Here is a 16,744-nt window from a genome sequence, read left to right on the forward strand (position 1 = left end):
GGGGCCCGATCAACATGGTGCTCGAGCACACCAGCGTGCCCCGCTGGGACGCCTTCCCCCCGCCGGTGCCCCCGGCGGCCCGGCAGGTCGCCGTTCTCGGACTCGGTGCTGCGACCGACCCCACGACCGACGAGGTCGTCGCCGCCTGGGTGGCGGCCGCCCGGACCACCGGCGCCGAGGTGACCACGCTGCGAGCGACCGACTATGCGGCGGCGCGAACCTGGCTCGAGGCGGAGACACAGCGGGCGCTGGTCGGGTGGCGGCTGCTCGTGGCGGGCCCGGAGGCCGACGTCCTCCGGGCCCGTGCCCGGGCCCTGGAACTCGGCGCGATCGCGGCCGAGGTCCTCCCGTTCGTGACCGGCGTCCCGACCCGGCGGGTGCACTGCGCCCACTGCGGCACCGAGACGGAGACCACCGTCCCGGTGGACGGCACCTGCCCGTGCGCAGGCTGCGGCCGGACGCTGCACGTCCACCACCACGTGTCCCGGCGTTGGGGCACCTACCTGGGCTACATGGTCGACGCCGAGGACGCCGAGCCCGCCGGGACGGCAGCATGACCGCCACGCTGGCCCGCCCGGCGCAGGCGCCGGCCGGCCGGGCCCCGCTGCGCCTGCGCGTGGCGGAGCTCCACGCGGTGGCCACCGACATCCGGTCGGTCGTCCTGGTGGCCGCCGACGGGAGCCCGCTGCCCGGGTACCCGCCGGGCAGCCACCTGGTGCTGGCCTGCGGCGAGCGGCGCAACGCCTACTCGCTGACCGGCGACGGCGTTTCCCCGGACAGCTACCCGATCTCGGTGCTGCGCTGCCCGGACGGGAACGGCGGCTCCCGGTGGATCCACGAGCTGGCGGTCGGCGACGAGGTCGAGGCAGAGCCGCCGCGCAGCGCGTTCCCGCCGGTGACCACCGCACGACGGCACCTGCTCGTCGCAGGCGGCATCGGCATCACCCCGATGCTCTCCCACGCCCGGGCGGCGGTGCGCTGGCGCCGCGAATTCACCCTGCTCTACGGCCACCGGCCCGGCGCCGGTGCGCACCTGAGGGAGCTGCGCGAGCTGTGCGGCCCCCGCCTGGAGGAGCACCGGTCGGCAGCCGCGTTCCGGCCGGGCATCGAGGCGGCGCTGACCACCGCGCCCCTCGGCACCCACCTCTACGCCTGCGGGCCGGCGGCGCTGCTGGACTTCGTGGTCGAACGGGCCGCGCAGCTCGGCTGGCCGGAGGACCGGGTGCACACCGAACGGTTCTCCGCGGCCGCCCTCGATCCCGGCGAGCCCTTCGAGGTGGCGCTCTCGCGCTCGGGGAGACGGGTCGCCGTCCCCTCCGGCGTCAGCCTCCTCGACGCCCTCGAGCGCGCCGGCGTCACCGTGCCCAACCTGTGCCGGCAGGGCGTGTGCGGCGAGTGCCGCGTCCCCGTCCGCGCCGGTCGACCGCTGCACCGCGACCTGTTCCTCACCCCGGAGGAGAAGGCCGCCGCCGACAGCGTCATGTGCTGCGTGTCCCGCAGCACCGGCCCGTCCCTGGAGCTCGACCTGTGACCAGCACCGACCTGCGGGCGGCACCCCTGCCGCCCCGGATCACCGGCTTCCCGTTCCCGTTCCCGACCGACACGTACCGCTACAGCACGAACGTCGAGCCGGCCGGGGCGCCCCGGCCGACCGCAGCCGGCAGCTGGGGCGAGCACGTCCTCGACGTCGACGAGTTCTACGAGCGCGACACCGCCGAGTGCGCCGCGCTGCTGGCCGCGGACCCCGCTCGCGTCCAGGAGCTGCCGCACATGCGGCCGGCCTGCTGGGACGCCATGCTCCACGTGATGCGCGAGCTCCGCGCCGCCCGCCCGGACGCCTTCTCCCTGGAACCGCTCGGCGGGGACCGCTGGCGCTGGCGCAACCGGCTGCTGGGCCTGGAGCAGGAGTTCAGCTACGGCGACGACGCGTCCCTGCCCACCGACCCGCTGCGGTACATCGCACCGCAGGTGCAGGACGACCTGGTGCTGCTCGACCAGCGCGAGGGCGCCCTGTGGGCCGACGCCGGCGCGCTGACCGCGGCCGCCGACTGGTCGATGCGCTTCGACGTCGGGATGAGCTTCCCGGAGATCCACGGCCCGGTCCCGCGCGTCCACCCGGCCGGCGTGGTCAGCCGAGCCCACCAGTTCCTCATGCGCCTGCAGCCCGGGGAGGTCTACCGCCGGACCAACTGGACGATGACCGTCGGCCGGCGACTGGACACCGCGACCGAGACCTATCCCGAGTGGGGACCGGACCGACGGCTGGTGCTCCGGCAGGACCTGGGGGCGCGGCTGCACCTGCGGGTGGAGGTGCAGCACCTGATCCGGCTGGACAACTCCGGTGCGGTCCTCTTCCTCATCCGCACCTACCTGCTGCCGCTGGCCGACGTCGCCCGGGTGCCCGCCTGGCGGGACCGCCTCGCCGCCGTCCTGGCGGAGCTGCCGCAGGACATGGCCGACTACAAGGGGCTCACCCGCTACCGGGACGCTGCCGTCGCCTGGCTGCGGAGCGCGGCATGACGGCGGTGCTGCCGGTGCGCCGGACGAGCGTGCCGGAGTGGCCGGCCCAGGCGCCGGGCCTCGACCTCACCGGCCGTGCGTTCCTGCTGGTGGAGATCGGCCCCGCGGCAGCGCCCCTGGTCCGACGCTGGCTCGACGACGCCCACGAGCACGGGCGACCGGTGCAGTTGTGGGCGCCACCCCGGGTGGACGGGGCCGGTGCCGCCGAGCTCGGCCGCCGGCTCGGGCTGCTGCACGTCGGCGCCCGGCTGGCGGTCGCCGGACCGGAGGCCGACGTGCTGGCCGTGGTCGCGCTGGCCCGCCGGGTGGGCGTCCTGCCCGAGGAGATCACCGCCTTCGCCGTGGCGCGCGAGGAGATCGCGGTCTTCTGCGTCCACTGCAGGACGACGACACGGTTCCGGGCGGCGCCCGGCACCGAGGTCACCTGCCCGGCCTGCCGGCTCCGCCTGGAGGTCCACGAGCACGTCTCCGGGCACCACGGCAGCTACCTCGCCTCGGCGGTCGCCGGGCAGGACAGGTGACCCTCCCGTCGCCGCGGCCGCTGCGGGTCACCCGGATCGACCGGCTGACGGCGGAGGTCGTGCACCTGGTGCTGGCGGACCCGGACGGCCGCCCGCTGCCCGGGTACGCGCCCGGCAGCCACCTCGTGGTCACCGCCGGTGGCAAGCGCAACGCCTACTCGCTGACCGGCTCCGGGGCGGCTCCGGCCGACTACCGCATCTCCGTGCTGCGCCGCGACGGTGGCGGGGGGTCGGCCTGGCTGCACGACTGTCTCCGGGTGGGCGACCTGCTGCCCGTCGAGGGCCCGCGGTCGGCGTTCCCGGCCGAGCTGGCGTCGACGAAGGCGCTGCTCGTCGCCGCGGGGATCGGCGTGACCCCGATTCTGTCGCACCTGCGGGCGGCCCGGCTGTGGAGCCGCCCCGTGGAGGTGGTCTACGGGTACCACCCCGGGGCCGCGGCCCACCTCGCGGAGCTGCGCGAGGTGGCGGGCGCCGACCTGATCGAGGCGCCGGGGCGCCGCGCGCTGGCCGAGACGCTGCGCGCACGGTTCGCCGTCCAGCCGTGGGGCACGCACGCCTACGCCTGCGGACCGGCCCCGGTCCTCGACCTGTTCGCCGAGACCGCACGGGCCGCGGGCTGGCCGCCGGCGCGCCTGCACGTCGAGCACTTCGCGGCGCCGGAGCTCGAGCCCGGCCGGCCGTTCACCGCGGTGCTGGCCCGCACGGGCCGCCGCGTGGCCGTGCCCAGCGGCACCAGCCTGCTGGAGGCGGTGCTGGCCACCGGGGTCGACGTCCCGAACATGTGCCGCCAGGGGGTCTGCGGGCAGTGCCGGGTCGGCGTCGCCGGCGGACGGGTGGAGCACCGGGACCTCGTGCTGGACGACGCGGAGAAGCAGACCTCGACCACCCTGCTCGCCTGCGTGTCGCGGGCGGCCGATGCCGAACTGGAGCTGGACCTGTGAGTGACCTGACCCGGCTGCCCTGGCCGTTCGCCCCGGGCGAGCGCACCTTCCGCTACGCGGTGAACGTCGAGCCCGCCCGCCGGCGGGTCGAGACGCCGGCCGGGCACTGGGGCGAGCACGTCGTCGACCTCGGCGAGGACTACGCCGCGCAGATGGCGATGCGCCGGGAGCTGCTCGCCCGCGATCCCGGGCGCCGCCGGGTCCTGCCGCACATGGAACCCGCGTGCTGGGACATGCTGCTGTACCTGCTGCGCGAGCTGGTCGCCGCCCGCCCCGACGCGATGCACCTGGCGGCGGACGGCCGCGCCCTCTCCTGGCGCAACGACCTGCTCGGTGTGGAGCAGGACTTCGTGCTGGGTGACGCGTCGACGCTGCCCACCGACCCGCTGACCTGGATCGCCTGCCAGGTTCCCGACGACGTGCTCATGGTCAGCGACCGCGGTGGCCGGCTGTGGTTCGACGCCGCGCTGGTGACCTGGGCGGCGGCCTGGTCGGTGTCGTTCGACGTCGGCATGGACCTGGAGGAGGTCCACGGTCCGGTCCCCGGGCTCAACGAGGGCGGTGTGACCAGCCGGGCGACCACGTTCATGCGCAACCTGACCAGCGAGCAGACCTACCGGCGGGTCAACTGGACCTTCTCCGCGCACGGCTCCCCGCGCCGGGACATCAGCCTGGAGGTCAAGCCGGAGTGGGACGCCGACGTCCCGCAGCTGGTGCGCGACGGCGACTACGGCCGACTGCAGCTGCGGATCGAGCTGGAGCACCTCACCAGGCTGCCGCTGACCGGGACGCTCACGTTCAACATCCGCACCTACATGGCACCGCTGGCGGAGATCGCGCTGGTCCCCGAGTGGCGTGAGCAGCTCGCCGCGATCGTCGCCGAACTGCCCGCCGAGATCGCCGAGTACAAGGGCATCGCGCCCTACCGTGAGCAGGTGGTGGCCTGGCTGGCCGAGGCCGGGCGCGCGGGGACAGCCGCTGCGTGAGCGGCGGCGCAGCGCCGGAACCGGTCCGGTCGGCCGATCCCCCGGACGGGTCGGACGCCGCTCACCTCCCGGCGGCGCGGCAGCTCCCGGCGGCGCCCCGGACCTATGCTCGGGCGGTGGACGTCATCCCCGGCCCCGGTGCCCACGACGAGTCGCCGAGCGGCCACCTCGAGGACGTCATCGCCGTGCGGGTGCGGGAGTTCCGGCTGGCCAAGGGGATCTCGCTGGCCGAGCTGGCCCGGCTGACCGGCATGAGCAAGGCGATGCTGTCGAAGATCGAGAACGCCCAGACGTCCTGCAGCCTCTCCAGCCTCGCCCGGCTGGCCGATGCCCTCGCTGTGCCGGTGACCGCGCTCTTCCGCGGCGTGGACGCCGAGCGGGAGGCCGTCTTCACCCCCGCCGGGCACGGTGCGCAGATCGTCCGCCGCGGCAGCAACGTCGGGCACCTGTACCAGATGCTCGGGGCGCTGCGGGGGGAGCACAAGCGGATCGAGCCGCTGCTGGTGACCCTGACCGAGGCCAGCGAGGTCTTCCCGCTCTTCCAGCACCCGGGCACCGAGTTCCTCTACATGCTCGACGGCGTCATGGTCTACGGCCACGGGGACGCGCGGTACGCGATGCACCCGGGTGACTCGCTGGTCTTCGACGGCGAGGGGCCGCACGGGCCGGCCGAGCTGGTCGAGCTGCCGATCCGGTTCCTGACCGTCACGGGCTTCGGTCACCTGGCCTGAGCACCCCGAGGCGGGTGTCCGCCGCCGGCCTGCCAGGCCCGAGCCCGGTCCCACGAGCCGGGACCGTGTCCGGCCGGGTCCGCCGCCGCGATCGTCGGATCCGGGGACACGACGGGGTGGGCGGTGGGCAGCGCGCCGGAGTCTCCTCCTCTCCCGCCGGGGTCGTCCGCCCGGGGCGCCGACGAGAGTCGTTCGGCGGAGCCGGACCGGCGCGGTCCTTCCTACCGTCCCTTGCCGTCCAGCCAGGAGCGGCGAGCAGGGGGAAGCAGTGGACGAGTACGACGTCATCCTGGTCGGTGGCGGCAGCGCGGGGTCCGTCCTCGCCTCCCGCCCCTCGGAGGACCCGGGCCGATCGGTCCTGCTGCTGGAGGCCGGCGGTCCGGGCGGCCCGCGGACATGCGGTCACCGGCGGCCTGGCGCCGCATCGCGCACGGGGACATCGACTGCGGCTGCACCACGACGCCCCAGCGAGAGCTGCACGACCGCGTCATTCCCTGCCCGCGGGGCGCGGTCCTCGGCGGCAGCAGCGCCGTCAACGCGATGATGCACATCCGGCTCGCCGCACCTGCTGCTGCGTTCGAGGATCGGGCCCGCCGCGCAGCCGCGGTCCGCGGGGGGCGAGGTGCTGCTGGACCTGCCCGCGGTCGGCCAGCACCTGAAGGACCACCCCCAGGCGGCTGATCTCGTCGCCGGCGGCATGAGCGCCACCGCGACCGCGTGATCCGCCGGGGCCGTCCTTCGCAGCCACAACCGAGACGTCAATGACCGCCGATCACCCGGCCGCCGCCCCCGGTGGGCCGCCGGCCACCCACCCGCAGCCGCTGGTGCACGTGTTCTCCGTCAGGCACTGCACGGACGCGATCGTGCGGGGACGGCGACCTCAGTTGGCGCTGGTCGCCCGGCGTCGTACCCGTCGGTCGAACCGGTCGAGCCGGCCGCCCACCGGCCGGCCGACGTACCTGCCCAGCACCACGCCGGCGGCCAGAGCCAGCCCGATCGCCGCTGCGCCCACGAGCTCGTTGACCCCGCTCCGGACGTCCGCCTCCACGACGATCGCGAAGAGGCCCCGGTAGATGGCGAGTCCGGGCAGCAGCGGGACGATCCCGCAGATCACGACGAGCAGCGGAGGGATCCGCAGCCGATCGGTCAGCGCCTCCCCGCAGAAGCCGACGACCACGGCCGCTGCCGCGCTCGCCACCGCTGAACCGGCACCCAGCGAGCCGGCCGCCGACGACGTCGTCCACGCCAGCGCACCGGCCACCGTGGCGACCCCGACGGCCTGCGGGCGGGCGTGCGACGCCAGCGCCCAGAACCCGGCCATCCCGGACGCCGCGACCAGCGCCACGACGAACGGCACGGTGAACGTCGCCGGGTCGACCACGCGCAGTGGGACCTGCGCCCGCTGCGCCAGGTCCAGCACGGCGGCGATGCCGACGACGATGCCGGTCGTGAACGTCAGCACCTGGAAGGCCCGCGCGGCGGCGGTGACCGGGAACCCGTTGATCGCGTCCTCCGCGGCGCTCACGAAGGAGAGCCCCGCCAGGAGCACCACGATCCCCGCGGCGACGACCAGCGAGCTGCGGACCTGGACGTCCCCGACGACGAGGAGGACGGCCGACCCCGTGGCCACCGCGGCGCCGGCTGCCTGCTGGAAGAACGTCGGGAGCCCGTGCCGGTCCAGGACTCGGATGACCAGCTCGATCGCGGCCGTGGTGAGCGCCGCGACCAGGGCCACCAGCCAGCCGCCACCGAGCAGGAAGGCGACGCAGCCCGCCATGCCCGACCAGCCGAGTGCGTGGATCCGCCGGCGGTAAGGGTGCGGCGCGGACAGGACGTCGTCCAGCCGACGTTGCGCGTCCTCGATGAGCAGGCCCTCGGCCGCGATCGCTCCCGCGAGGTCGGCGATCCCCTGGAGCCGGGTGTAGTCCAACCCCCGCGGGCGCACGATGCGCATCAGCATCAGCGGTGGGACGTCGTCCGGGTCGTAGCTGACCGTCAGCGAGGTGAAGGTGAGGTCGACCTGGCAGTTGCTCAACCCGTAGGCCGCCGCCACCCGCAGCACCGTGGCGGTGACGTCGGCTGCGGAGGCACCGACCGCCATCATCGACTCCCCGATGCGGAGGGCCAGACCGAGCGCCGCCCGCGCGGTGGTCGCATCGACCGGGCTGGGCCGGGAGCGCAGGGCGAAGGGCTCCGTCGGCGGCCCGGAACCGGAGATCGCCTTCCGCGCCCGGTCCGGCAGGCGAACGAACCGCGGCCTGCGGTCCCGGGTCGTCAGGCGCACGTCTCCAGGCTACGGATCCCTGCCGAGGAACCGCGGCCGACGACCACCAGGGGCACTGTGGCTCTCCTTACGGCGCGACCACCGACGCCGCCGAGCCAGGTCTGCCCGTCACGCCCTGGCCCGACCACCATGCGAGCCGTGCAGATCACTCGCTTCGGTGGGCCCGAGTTGATGGACGCCATCGACCTCCCCGACCCCACCCCCGGCGAGGGTCAGCAGTCCTACGAGGTGCCCTCCGCCGGCGTCAACCACGCCGACATCCACCACTGGCTGTCGCGCGACTGACCTGCGCATCCCGCTCGTCCCGTGCTGTCCCATCCCCGCTGGCCATCGGCCGCTCCGGGTGGTCGGAGGCCTCATCGCGGAGCCCCGCTCCCCGGCCGGGCTCGCCGACTCCAGGCGGCACGCTGTCCCGCACGTGGCCCCACCGGGTGGGCGGGCAGCTGACCCGAGCGCTCCCGGCGGGCCGACGTGTCCTCACGATCGGACCTCCTCGGTCCTGCTCTGGAGGGAACGGGCCCGCAGGACCGTCCGGGCCCGGCCCGCCCGACGGCGGATCAGCCACTCGGCGACCGCCAGGTTGATCACCCAGCCGGCGCCCATGACGAGGGCCTCAGCGGTCGCGCCGGGCGGGCCGGCGACCAGGAGCCAGAAGGCGTTGGTGAACACCTGCGTCCCCGCGCCGAGGCCGAGGGCGTAGCCACGCAGCATCCAGGCCCGGTGCCGTCGGATGTCGCCGCCCAGGACGGCCACGACGCCGAGCGCGAGGGCCCCGGTCATGCCGATCCCCGCCGCCGAGCGGAATGCGGTCAGCAGTCCGCCGTCGACTTCGGTGATCACGAGGGTCAGCCAGAGCCCGCTCAGCGCGGCGACGAGGCCGGCGGGGACCGCCAGCCGGCCCGTCGTCCGGTGCCAGCGCGGCCGGGCCCGGCCGGTGCCGGGCACGAACTGGAACGCGCCCACGACCGTGAAGACCGCGGCGCTGACGATGTGCACCACCAGGGACGTCGGCGCGTCCGCGGAGCGTGGCGCCTCCGGCAGGACGGCCGCCCCGCCGGTGAGTTCGACGAGGCGGGCGCCGCCGGCCGCGAGCGGCACGAGGGCCAGTGCGATGAGCGCGGCAGGGACCAGCCACTGCTGCCGTCGGCGGGATGTCGTGCCTGCTGCTGCGGTCATGCACCGAATCGTCGGGACGTCGGGGCTCGCGGTCATCGCCGGAAAGGCCGGTTCCGGCACCGTGCTCCGGTCGGAGCCGGCGGTCGTACTTCCGGCCGGCTAGTGGCCGGGGAGCCGTCGCGGGACGCGGTGCGTCTCGTGGGCCCAGATGGCGATCTCCACGCGGTTCCGGGCGCCGAGCTTGGTCATGAGGCTGGCGACGTGGGTCTTGACCGTGCTGAGCGTGATGTGCAGCTCGCGGGCGATCTCGTCGTTCGACCGTCCTCCCGCGACGGCGGCGAGGACCTCCTCCTCCCGGTCGGTGAGCGGGTCGATGGGCTGGACCGGCGGCGCGGCGGGCCCGGCCCCGGCGAAGGCGCTGAGCAGCCGGGCGGTCACGTTCGGCGCGATCAGGGCGTCGCCGCGAGCGGCGGCGTGCACGGCTTGGGAGAGCAGGTCCGCACCTGCGTCCTTGAGCAGGAACCCCCGGGCTCCGGCGCGCAGCGCGGCGTACACGTACTCATCCAGGTCGAAGGTGGTGATCACGACGACGGGGATCGGGTTGTCGACGCCTGGCCCGGTGAGCAGGCGGGTGGCCTCGAGACCGTCCGTGCCCGGCATGCGGATGTCGAGCAGGCAGACATCGGGGCGCAGTCGCCGGGCCACCTCGACGGCCGCCCGGCCGTCCGCGGCCTCCCCCACCACCTCGATGCCCGGCTGGCTGTCCAGGATCATCCGCAGCCCGGTGCGCACGATCTCCTGGTCGTCCGCGACCACCACCCGCACGGTCACGCCGGTCCTCGCCGGGGCAGCGCAGCCTCGACCGTCCAGCCTCGCTCACGCCCCGGCCCGGCGTCGAACGTGCCACCGAGCAGGTGCACCCGCTCGGCCATGCCACGCAGGCCGAAGCCGGGCTCGCGCGGGCGGCCGGGACCGCCCTCACCGTCGTCGCTGACCCGCACGTGCACCCAGGCATCGTCGACGACCAGCCGCACCTCGACCCCGGTGGCACGCCGGGCATGCCGCCTGGCGTTGGTGATCGACTCCTGGACCAGGCGGTAGACCGCCGTGGCGACCGGCGGGGAGACCCCGGCGACCTCGCCGACGACCTCGACCTCGACGTCCGGACCGTCGGTGCCGCGCCGCGCCAGCGCCTGCAGGTCGGCGAGCCCGGGGGTGGGCGACAGCTCTGCAGGCTCCTCCCGGCGCAGCACGCGGACCATGCTGCGCATCTCGGCGAGCGTGCGGGCCGCCTCTGCCTCGATCAGCCGCAGCGCCTCCGCGGCGGCGCCCGGGCGCGCCGCCGACGTGGCCAGGCCCGCCTGGGCACGGATGGCGATGGCCGACACGTGGTGGGCGACGGTGTCGTGCAGGTCGCGCGCGAGATCCGCCCGTTCCCGGGCGGCCACCTGGTCCAGTTCGCGGGACCGGGCGCGTGCCCGGTAGCGGACAGCCGCGCCCAGGGCCAGGGCCGACAGCAGGATGGCGAAGCCGCCGATCGCATCACCCGGGGACGTCGCGCCCACGACCAGCGAGGAGGTGGCGCTCGCCACCAGGAGCGCCGTCCCGGCGAGAGCCGCACGACCGGAGCCCCACCGCATCACGGTGTAGGCCGGGACCAGCGCGACCACGGCGGAGTACAGACCCTCGTCGTCGCCGGTCAGGACGGCGAGGACGGAGAGGCCTGCGAAGAAGACGGCAAGGGTGAGCAGCGGTCGCGCACGGCGCCACAGCAGGGCCGGGACGAGGGCGCAGAAGACGGCGACCTGCACCCAGCGGAACGGCAGCTCGGGCCGGAGGGCGCCCTCGACCACGGCGGCGCACGGCACCAGGACGACGAGCACCCAGTCCCACCAGACCCTGGCGGGCGGGTCCGGAGGCCTCGGTTCGGTCCAGACCGAGCGCAGCAGTGCGTGCACCGGGTCACCGTACGAGCCGGCCGGCCGGACGCTGATCAGCCGGAAGTACCAGATTCGCGACCGTGGACGTCGGCCACCCGTCACCTGGGACCGCGGCACGACGGATCCCGGGGCAGCTGCGCGTTCCACGGACAGCTGTCCCATCACCCAGGCGGGGCCAGCAGCTCTAGGAGGTGAACTCCGCCGGGGTCGACGTCGCGGACGCCCACCACCGGCTGTCGCGCTGCTGACCTGATCGCTCGACACCGGCGACCGAGGCGGGCCGTGACCCGCATAACAAGGACCCGCGCGAGCTCGTCGGTGAGCTGTCCGCCGTGAGCGACGAGTTCCGGACCCGCTGGGCGGCACACGACGTCCGGATCCACCGCACCGGCGTCAAGCAGTTCCGCCACCCCGCGGTCGGCACGCTCGACCTGGTCCACCACTCGTTCACCGTGCCGACCGAGGACCACGGCGAGCTCTCGATGACCACCTACACCGCCGAGCCGGGGACGTCGTCCGAGGACACCCCTCGAGGTCCTGGCCCGCTGGGCGGCGACCAGCACCACCATCGACGACCAGCCCCGCTCCGATGGTCGGTCGGCCGTGACCTCTCCCGCTGGGCCCTTCCACTTGCCCCACTCCGTCCCCGGGGACGGCAGTAGCTGATCTGCGCGTCCAGCTGCGGCGTCGTCGGGCGCTGTGCTCAGTCGACGGGGAAGCCGGGCGGCACCCGGGTCGGTCCGGCCTCCGGCGGGCGTGGCTGGTCCTGTGGGTGCAACCGGACCGCCACCAGGGCGACGTCGTCCTCGGGTGCGCCGGGCAGCATCCGGGCCAGCAGTTCGTCGCACAGCTCGTCGAGGTCGTGGCCGGCCAACTCGGCCAGGGTGGCCTGCAGGCGGGCCAGCCCCTGGTCGAGGTCCTGGTCGCGGCGCTCCACCAGCCCGTCGGTGTACAGGACGACGACCGCCTCGCGGTCCAGCGTGGCCTCCCACTCCCGGCGGGGCGCTGCGGCGTCGACCCCGAGCAGCAGGTCGGCGCGCTCGGCGGTGAGCACGGTGACGGTCCCGTCCGGCATGACCGCCATGGGCGGCGGGTGCCCTGCGTTGGACCAGCGCAGCCGGGTCAGCCGAGCGGCACGCTCGTCCTCGGTCTGTTCCAGTCGCGCCACCACCGTCGTCGCCAGGATCGGCGACTGCAGGGTCTCCATCACCTGCTCCACCTGACGCAGGACCGCGGCCGGGCCGTCGTGGTCGAGCGCACCCACGGTCCGCACGATGCTGCGGATCTGTCCCATGGCCGCAGCGGCAGCGACGTCGTGGCCGGCCACGTCGCCGATGACCATCAGCGTGGCGCCGCCGGGTTGCATGAACGCGTCGTACCAGTCACCGCCCACCTCGGCTGCCTGGGCAGCGGGCACGTAGCGGACCACGATCTGCAGGTGGTCCGGTTCCGGCGGCGCGGTGAGCAGCGACCGTTGGAGGCCCTCGGCCAGCCCCCGCTGCTGCCGGTACAGCCGGGAACTGTCCAGCACCAGCCCGGAACGGGCGGCGACGTGCCGGGCGGTGACCAGGTCCTCGGGGGTGAACGGCCCACGAGACGGGCCGTTCACCAGGGACAGCAGGCCGACCGGCCCCGACCGGCCCGGCAACGGCAACACGACCACCGCGTCCGGAGCGAGCGCCGCCACCAGGTCACGGGCCGGGCCGGGCACGAACATCGGCAGGACCCGGGCGGTGGCGTCGGCGTCCACGCTCTGCACCTGCCCGGTGCGCAGCGCCTCGGTGATGAGCGCGTCGTCCTCCAGTGAGCTCAGCCGGGACTCGGCGTAGGCACCGACGGTCTCCTGCATGCCCGGGTCGGTGTGCCGCCAGGCGGCCGGTCGCAGGCCACGACGGGAGCCGGCGGCCTGGTCGTCGTCGATCAGGGTCACGATGCACCAGTCGGCGATCGCGGGCACGGCCAGCTGGGCCAGCCGGTCGGCGGCCTCGTCGGCGTCCAGGGTGCCCACCAGGTCCTCGGTGATCCGGCTCAGCAGGTGCTGCCGCGCCGCGGCCCGCTCGGCCTGCTGCTGCAGCAGTGCCCGGGCGGTGATGTCGACGAAGTGCAGCGCGAGCCCGGTCCGGTTGGGCACCGCCCGCACCTCGACCCAGACGTCCAGCGGTTCGGGGTAGTGGGCGTCGAAGGACACCGGTTCCCCGGTGTCGGCGGCACGCCGGTAGTGGGCCTCGAACTCCGTGCCGACGGTCGCCGGGAACGCCTCCCACAGCGTCCGGCCCAGCAGAAGCTCCCGCGGACGGCCGGTGATCCGCTCGGCCGCGGCGTTGAGGTGGGTGATCACCCAGCCGGAGTCCAGCGCCATGAACCCGACGGCCATGGACTCCAGCGCCTGCACCGCCTGGCCCAACGGCTCACGCTGGGCCGTGGTGTCGTGGACGACGCCCACGAGGTGCGCGCCGCTGCCCCCCGCACCGCCCAGCACCTGGCCCCGGGCGGCGACCCACCGCGCGGATCCGTCCGGGAACACGATGCGGTACTCCGCGTCATAGGAGTCGCCGGACTCGATGGCGCCCCGGACACGGGCCACCACCTCCGCGACGTCGTCCCGGTGCACGTGCGCGTAGACGTCCTCCGGGCGGCCGCTGAAGGACCTCCGGTCCATCCCCGACAGCTCCAGCAGCTGGTCGTCGACGACCAGCTCACCACTGGTCAGGTCCAGGTCGAACGTACCCACCTGCCCGGCGTCCAGCGCCAGCATCCAGCGGGACCGCTCGAACTCCTGCTGCCCCAGCAACTGCTCCGTGTGGGCCGCCGCGTCATCGGCGCGCTGCTGCGCGGCCTGCAGCTGGAGCTGCGAGCTGCATGCCTCGGCCAGGTCGGTCAGCACGGCCAGGTCGTCGTCGGTCCAGGTCCGCGGCCGGCTGTCGATGGCGCACAGCGACCCGACCACCACACCGTCGGCGTCGGTGAGGGGCACCCCGGCGTAGGCGATGACGTGCAGGTCCGGGATGGCCAGGTTGTCCGCGACCAGCGGGTCGGTGCGGGCATCGGTGATGACCAGCGGTGCGCCGGAGCGCACCACGTGCTGGCAGAAGGAGTGGCTCAACGGTGTGCAGCGGGTCGTCTGCCACGGCTCGGGCAGCCCGGCGGCGCCGGGGAAGACCTGCTGGTCGGCTGACACCAGGGTGACGAGGGCGACCGGTACGTCCAGCTGGCGGCGGACCAGGCGGGCGAACCGCTCGAACGCCGGGTCCGACTGCGGCGGCAGCGAGGTGCCCGCAGGCAGCGAGCCGGTCACACGACCCCCTGGCGACGGGGACTCGACGGCCGATGTCCCGATGAGCGAGCCTGGCGATGATACCGAGCCACCGGCCTGCCGAACGGCGCCCGACGGCGACGCCGTCGCTCCGGTCGAGTTCGGCCGCACCGCAGCGACGTCCACGCCCGACGGGCGGTTCTCGGCAGGCGGGGGGTCAGCTCCAGTGGGTCGTCAACCGCACGCTGATGCCCGTCTCGTCGCGGCGGATGGCGACGTGGTCGCACAGCTGGCGGGCGAGCCACAGGCCCATACCGCCGTGGGAGAGGTCCTGCCCGTGCGCCGGCCCGTACCCGGCGAACGGGTCGTCCCAGCCGCGCCCGGAGTCCCGGATCGTGCACACCAAGGTGCCCGGCTCGACCCACAGCTGCAGGCCGACCGGGGGGCGGCCGTGGCGCACGGCGTTGGAGGCCATCTCGTCGACGGCGAGCAGGAAGTCCTCGATGAGGTCACCGGGCCCGTCCACTGCCGCCAGCCGGTCGCGCACGGTGTGCCGCAGCCCGATGAAGTCGCTGACGTCCTCGACGGCCAGGGCCGGCGCGGTCGACTCCAGCGGCTCGACCGGCACCGGCAGGGTGGCCGCGTACCGGGCCGGGTCGACGAAACCCGGGTTGCTCACCCGACCTTCGGGACCGCGCCGGTACGGGTGCGTGTGGACGGCGGTGTCCAGGACCTCCTGGGGCAGCCGCTGGGTGTCGAACACACACAGGCCGGTCAGGGGCAGGCCCGCGAACGCGTGGTTGATCACCGACTCGTAGCGCTGCCACTCCCGCCGGTCGGCGACGGTGATCCCGAAGTCGACCTCGCCGACCACCCGTGCCCGCGCACCGGGGGCGGCGTACTCCGTGGGCACCTTGCGGAACGTCGTGATGGCGGTGGGCGTGCGCGACCGGTACAGGGCGCGCCGCTCCAGGACGACGACCCGTGGGTCGTTGCCCACCGCCTCGCGGACGAGCCCGGTGTTCTCCTCGCTGACGGCGATGACCGCCGCCTCACCGAGGGCCAGGCCCTCCAACAGGAAGGAGCCGGCGACGGCGGCGAGCTCGTCCGGGGAGTCGTAGAACAGTGCGTCGTGCTCGAAGCCCACCTCGTGTGTCCTCCGTTCCTGCCCGAACACACCGTCCGGGCGTCGCGACCACGTCGGACACGTGCCGCTGTTCCACCGACCATGGTCCATGACCACCCTCGGGTCAGCGCGGCGAGGCCGCCCGGGAGCGCGCGGCCCCTGCCACCACCCGGCCCGAGGTGTCACCCGAACTCCTGCCGCACCGCATGCCCGGGGCGGGACCCAGGAGGTCGTCAACGGGGTCGCTCTGGCATCGCTGCCATGCGATCAGTGCAGATCACCCGCTTCGGCGGGCCCGAGGTCCTGGACGTCGTCGACCTGCCCGACCCCACGCCCGGGGACGGCGAGCAGCTGTATGCGGTGAGCTCCTCGGGGGTGAACTACGCCGACACCCACCACCTCCTGTCTCGCGACGTAGACGAGCGTCATCGCGGGATCAGCTCTCACTGGTGAACGGCTCGCGTGGGGGTTCACGTCGCCCTCGGACACAGACGAGAAGCCCCACGGTCAGCGAGCGGGGTATCTGTCGTCCTCCGGCTGGGAGACGTCCCCGTCGTCCCGGACACCGTCGGCGGCGGCCGGGAGCACGTCAGCGCTGAGCGGCGCGGTTGATGGCGACGACCTCGTCGAGGGAGGGGAACGCCCCGAGACCGGCGAAGTGCTCCATCAGGCTGTCCCGGTTGCGCGGGGCGTCGGCCCTGTCCGCGCCGGCCAGCGCCCGCCGCAGCTCATCGCTGTCCAGCTCCGTGCAGTAGGCAGGCGTCCCCGGCTGCTGGCGCCACGAGTCGGCGAGGCTGCCGGCGTCGAAGCCGTCGAAGCCGGTGTCCTCGACCAGCGCCATGCCGAGCGCCCGGTCGGCTTCGGCGTCCGCGGCGACGGGGATCGCGATGCGGCCGGGGGTTCCTGCCGGCGTGTTCTTGGTGGCGAAGGAGCCGGAGAGGATGGCGTTCCACGCCTTGACGACGGGGCGGCCGAGCTGTTCGGCGACCCACAGGCTCTCGACCTGGCCGTCGTCCAGCGCCGCGATGCGGCCGTCGCGGAACGGGTAGTAGTTCGAGGTGTCCAGCAGCACAGCGGTGTCGGACAACTCGTCGACCAGGGGCCGGATGTCCGGGATCCGGGCAAACGGGATCGAGACGATCAGCGCGCCGACGTCGGAGACGACGTCGCGCGCGTGCACGGCCCGGCCGCCCGAGGCGGTCACCTCGGCCGGGATGGTCTCCGGGCCGCGGGAGTTGGCCACCTTCACCTCGTGCCCGGCGGCGCTGAGTCGCTGGGTCAGGGCGGCGCCGATGTTGCCGACGCCGAGGATGCCGATCTGCATGG

At 74.5% G+C, this 16,744-nt stretch carries 17 protein-coding genes; 10 read left to right on the forward strand and 7 right to left on the reverse strand.

Translation table 11 applies throughout. From position 1 onward, the window contains the following. Positions 1 to 17 precede the first annotated feature (17 nt). The 7 genes from ACI79A_RS09330 to ACI79A_RS09360 all read left to right on the forward strand — a co-directional run bounded on the left by ACI79A_RS09330 (position 18) and on the right by ACI79A_RS09360 (position 5,699). Positions 18 to 557, forward strand: coding sequence for a dimethylamine monooxygenase subunit DmmA family protein (locus ACI79A_RS09330; RefSeq protein ID WP_457082303.1), 540 nt, complete (start codon positions 18 to 20; stop codon positions 555 to 557). Beyond that, entirely contained in the window at positions 554 to 1,531 is a 978-nt protein-coding gene (locus ACI79A_RS09335) for a PDR/VanB family oxidoreductase (RefSeq protein ID WP_457082305.1), read from the forward strand. Before ACI79A_RS09330 ends, ACI79A_RS09335 begins: the two co-directional genes overlap by 4 nt. Beyond that, positions 1,528 to 2,520 carry a heme-dependent oxidative N-demethylase family protein gene (locus ACI79A_RS09340; RefSeq protein WP_457082307.1) on the forward strand — a complete coding sequence of 331 codons (993 nt, stop codon included), beginning with the start codon at positions 1,528 to 1,530 and terminating at the stop codon, positions 2,518 to 2,520. Before ACI79A_RS09335 ends, ACI79A_RS09340 begins: the two co-directional genes overlap by 4 nt. Then, positions 2,517 to 3,041, forward strand: a complete 525-nt coding sequence (locus ACI79A_RS09345) for a dimethylamine monooxygenase subunit DmmA family protein (protein WP_457082309.1) — start codon at positions 2,517 to 2,519, stop codon at positions 3,039 to 3,041. Before ACI79A_RS09340 ends, ACI79A_RS09345 begins: the two co-directional genes overlap by 4 nt. Continuing rightward, positions 3,038 to 3,982: a PDR/VanB family oxidoreductase gene (locus ACI79A_RS09350; protein WP_457082311.1), complete on the forward strand. Its 945-nt coding sequence runs from the start codon at positions 3,038 to 3,040 to the stop codon at positions 3,980 to 3,982. The genes ACI79A_RS09345 and ACI79A_RS09350 overlap by 4 nt, the downstream gene beginning before the upstream one ends. Continuing rightward, a complete protein-coding gene (locus tag ACI79A_RS09355) occupies positions 3,979 to 4,968 on the forward strand; it encodes a heme-dependent oxidative N-demethylase family protein (RefSeq protein WP_457082313.1) in 990 nt (329 codons plus the stop codon). The genes ACI79A_RS09350 and ACI79A_RS09355 overlap by 4 nt, the downstream gene beginning before the upstream one ends. A gap of 116 nt (positions 4,969 to 5,084) precedes the next feature. Continuing rightward, positions 5,085 to 5,699 (forward strand): helix-turn-helix domain-containing protein, encoded by a 615-nt coding sequence (locus ACI79A_RS09360; RefSeq protein WP_457082315.1) that lies wholly within the window; start codon positions 5,085 to 5,087, stop codon positions 5,697 to 5,699. Between the two features lie 880 nt (positions 5,700 to 6,579). Here the strand turns inward: ACI79A_RS09360 and ACI79A_RS09365 are convergent. Then, complete coding sequence (locus ACI79A_RS09365; RefSeq protein WP_457082317.1) at positions 6,580 to 7,983, reverse strand: threonine/serine ThrE exporter family protein; 1,404 nt, start codon at positions 7,981 to 7,983, stop codon at positions 6,580 to 6,582. A gap of 129 nt (positions 7,984 to 8,112) precedes the next feature. Between ACI79A_RS09365 and ACI79A_RS09370 the strand changes: the two genes are divergently transcribed. After that, the gene (locus tag ACI79A_RS09370) at positions 8,113 to 8,268 is read left to right on the forward strand and encodes a Zn-dependent oxidoreductase (protein ID WP_457082319.1); all 156 of its coding nucleotides are present in this window, start codon (positions 8,113 to 8,115) and stop codon (positions 8,266 to 8,268) included. Between the two features lie 192 nt (positions 8,269 to 8,460). On the opposite strand, the gene ACI79A_RS09375 is transcribed toward ACI79A_RS09370, so the two are convergent. The 3 genes from ACI79A_RS09375 to ACI79A_RS09385 form a co-directional block, all read right to left on the reverse strand. Then, entirely contained in the window at positions 8,461 to 9,159 is a 699-nt protein-coding gene (locus ACI79A_RS09375) for a DUF2306 domain-containing protein (protein WP_457082321.1), read from the reverse strand. A 99-nt stretch (positions 9,160 to 9,258) separates the two neighbouring features. Continuing rightward, positions 9,259 to 9,930 (reverse strand): response regulator, encoded by a 672-nt coding sequence (locus ACI79A_RS09380; protein ID WP_457082323.1) that lies wholly within the window; start codon positions 9,928 to 9,930, stop codon positions 9,259 to 9,261. After that, positions 9,927 to 11,057 carry a sensor histidine kinase gene (locus tag ACI79A_RS09385; protein WP_457082325.1) on the reverse strand — a complete coding sequence of 377 codons (1,131 nt, stop codon included), beginning with the start codon at positions 11,055 to 11,057 and terminating at the stop codon, positions 9,927 to 9,929. Before ACI79A_RS09385 ends, ACI79A_RS09380 begins: the two co-directional genes overlap by 4 nt. Before the next feature lie 305 nt (positions 11,058 to 11,362). Here ACI79A_RS09385 and ACI79A_RS09390 point away from each other — a divergent pair, with 305 nt between their 5' ends. Further along, on the forward strand, positions 11,363 to 11,701 hold the full coding sequence (locus tag ACI79A_RS09390; protein ID WP_457082377.1) for an MmyB family transcriptional regulator: 339 nt from the start codon (positions 11,363 to 11,365) through the stop codon (positions 11,699 to 11,701). 41 nt (positions 11,702 to 11,742) lie between these two features. Here the strand turns inward: ACI79A_RS09390 and ACI79A_RS09395 are convergent, their stop codons facing one another. Together ACI79A_RS09395 and ACI79A_RS09400 are read right to left on the reverse strand one after the other, a co-directional pair. Beyond that, positions 11,743 to 14,334, reverse strand: coding sequence for a SpoIIE family protein phosphatase (locus tag ACI79A_RS09395; RefSeq protein ID WP_457082327.1), 2,592 nt, complete (start codon positions 14,332 to 14,334; stop codon positions 11,743 to 11,745). Between the two features lie 175 nt (positions 14,335 to 14,509). Beyond that, a complete protein-coding gene (locus ACI79A_RS09400; protein ID WP_457082329.1) occupies positions 14,510 to 15,439 on the reverse strand; it encodes an anti-sigma factor RsbA family regulatory protein in 930 nt (309 codons plus the stop codon). A 240-nt stretch (positions 15,440 to 15,679) separates the two neighbouring features. Here ACI79A_RS09400 and ACI79A_RS09405 point away from each other — a divergent pair, with 240 nt between their 5' ends. Continuing rightward, positions 15,680 to 15,871 carry a Zn-dependent oxidoreductase gene (locus ACI79A_RS09405; RefSeq protein WP_457082331.1) on the forward strand — a complete coding sequence of 64 codons (192 nt, stop codon included), beginning with the start codon at positions 15,680 to 15,682 and terminating at the stop codon, positions 15,869 to 15,871. A gap of 136 nt (positions 15,872 to 16,007) precedes the next feature. Here the strand turns inward: ACI79A_RS09405 and ACI79A_RS09410 are convergent, their stop codons facing one another. Beyond that, on the reverse strand, positions 16,008 to 16,742 hold the full coding sequence (locus tag ACI79A_RS09410) for an NADPH-dependent F420 reductase (protein ID WP_457082333.1): 735 nt from the start codon (positions 16,740 to 16,742) through the stop codon (positions 16,008 to 16,010). Positions 16,743 to 16,744: the final 2 nt, after the last annotated feature.

Source organism: Modestobacter sp. SYSU DS0657, from assembly GCF_054050925.1.

Excerpts from the sequence above, each read along its gene's own strand:
- ACI79A_RS09405 (WP_457082331.1), top strand. The coding sequence starts at position 15,680 with ATGCGATCAGTGCAGATCACCCGCTTCGGCGGGCCCGAGGTCCTGGAC.
- ACI79A_RS09370 (WP_457082319.1), top strand. The coding sequence starts at position 8,113 with ATGCGAGCCGTGCAGATCACTCGCTTCGGTGGGCCCGAGTTGATGGAC.
- ACI79A_RS09345 (WP_457082309.1), top strand. The coding sequence starts at position 2,517 with ATGACGGCGGTGCTGCCGGTGCGCCGGACGAGCGTGCCGGAGTGGCCG.
- ACI79A_RS09335 (WP_457082305.1), top strand. The coding sequence starts at position 554 with ATGACCGCCACGCTGGCCCGCCCGGCGCAGGCGCCGGCCGGCCGGGCC.
- ACI79A_RS09410 (WP_457082333.1), bottom strand. The coding sequence starts at position 16,742 with ATGCAGATCGGCATCCTCGGCGTCGGCAACATCGGCGCCGCCCTGACC.
- ACI79A_RS09375 (WP_457082321.1), bottom strand. The coding sequence starts at position 9,159 with ATGACCGCAGCAGCAGGCACGACATCCCGCCGACGGCAGCAGTGGCTG.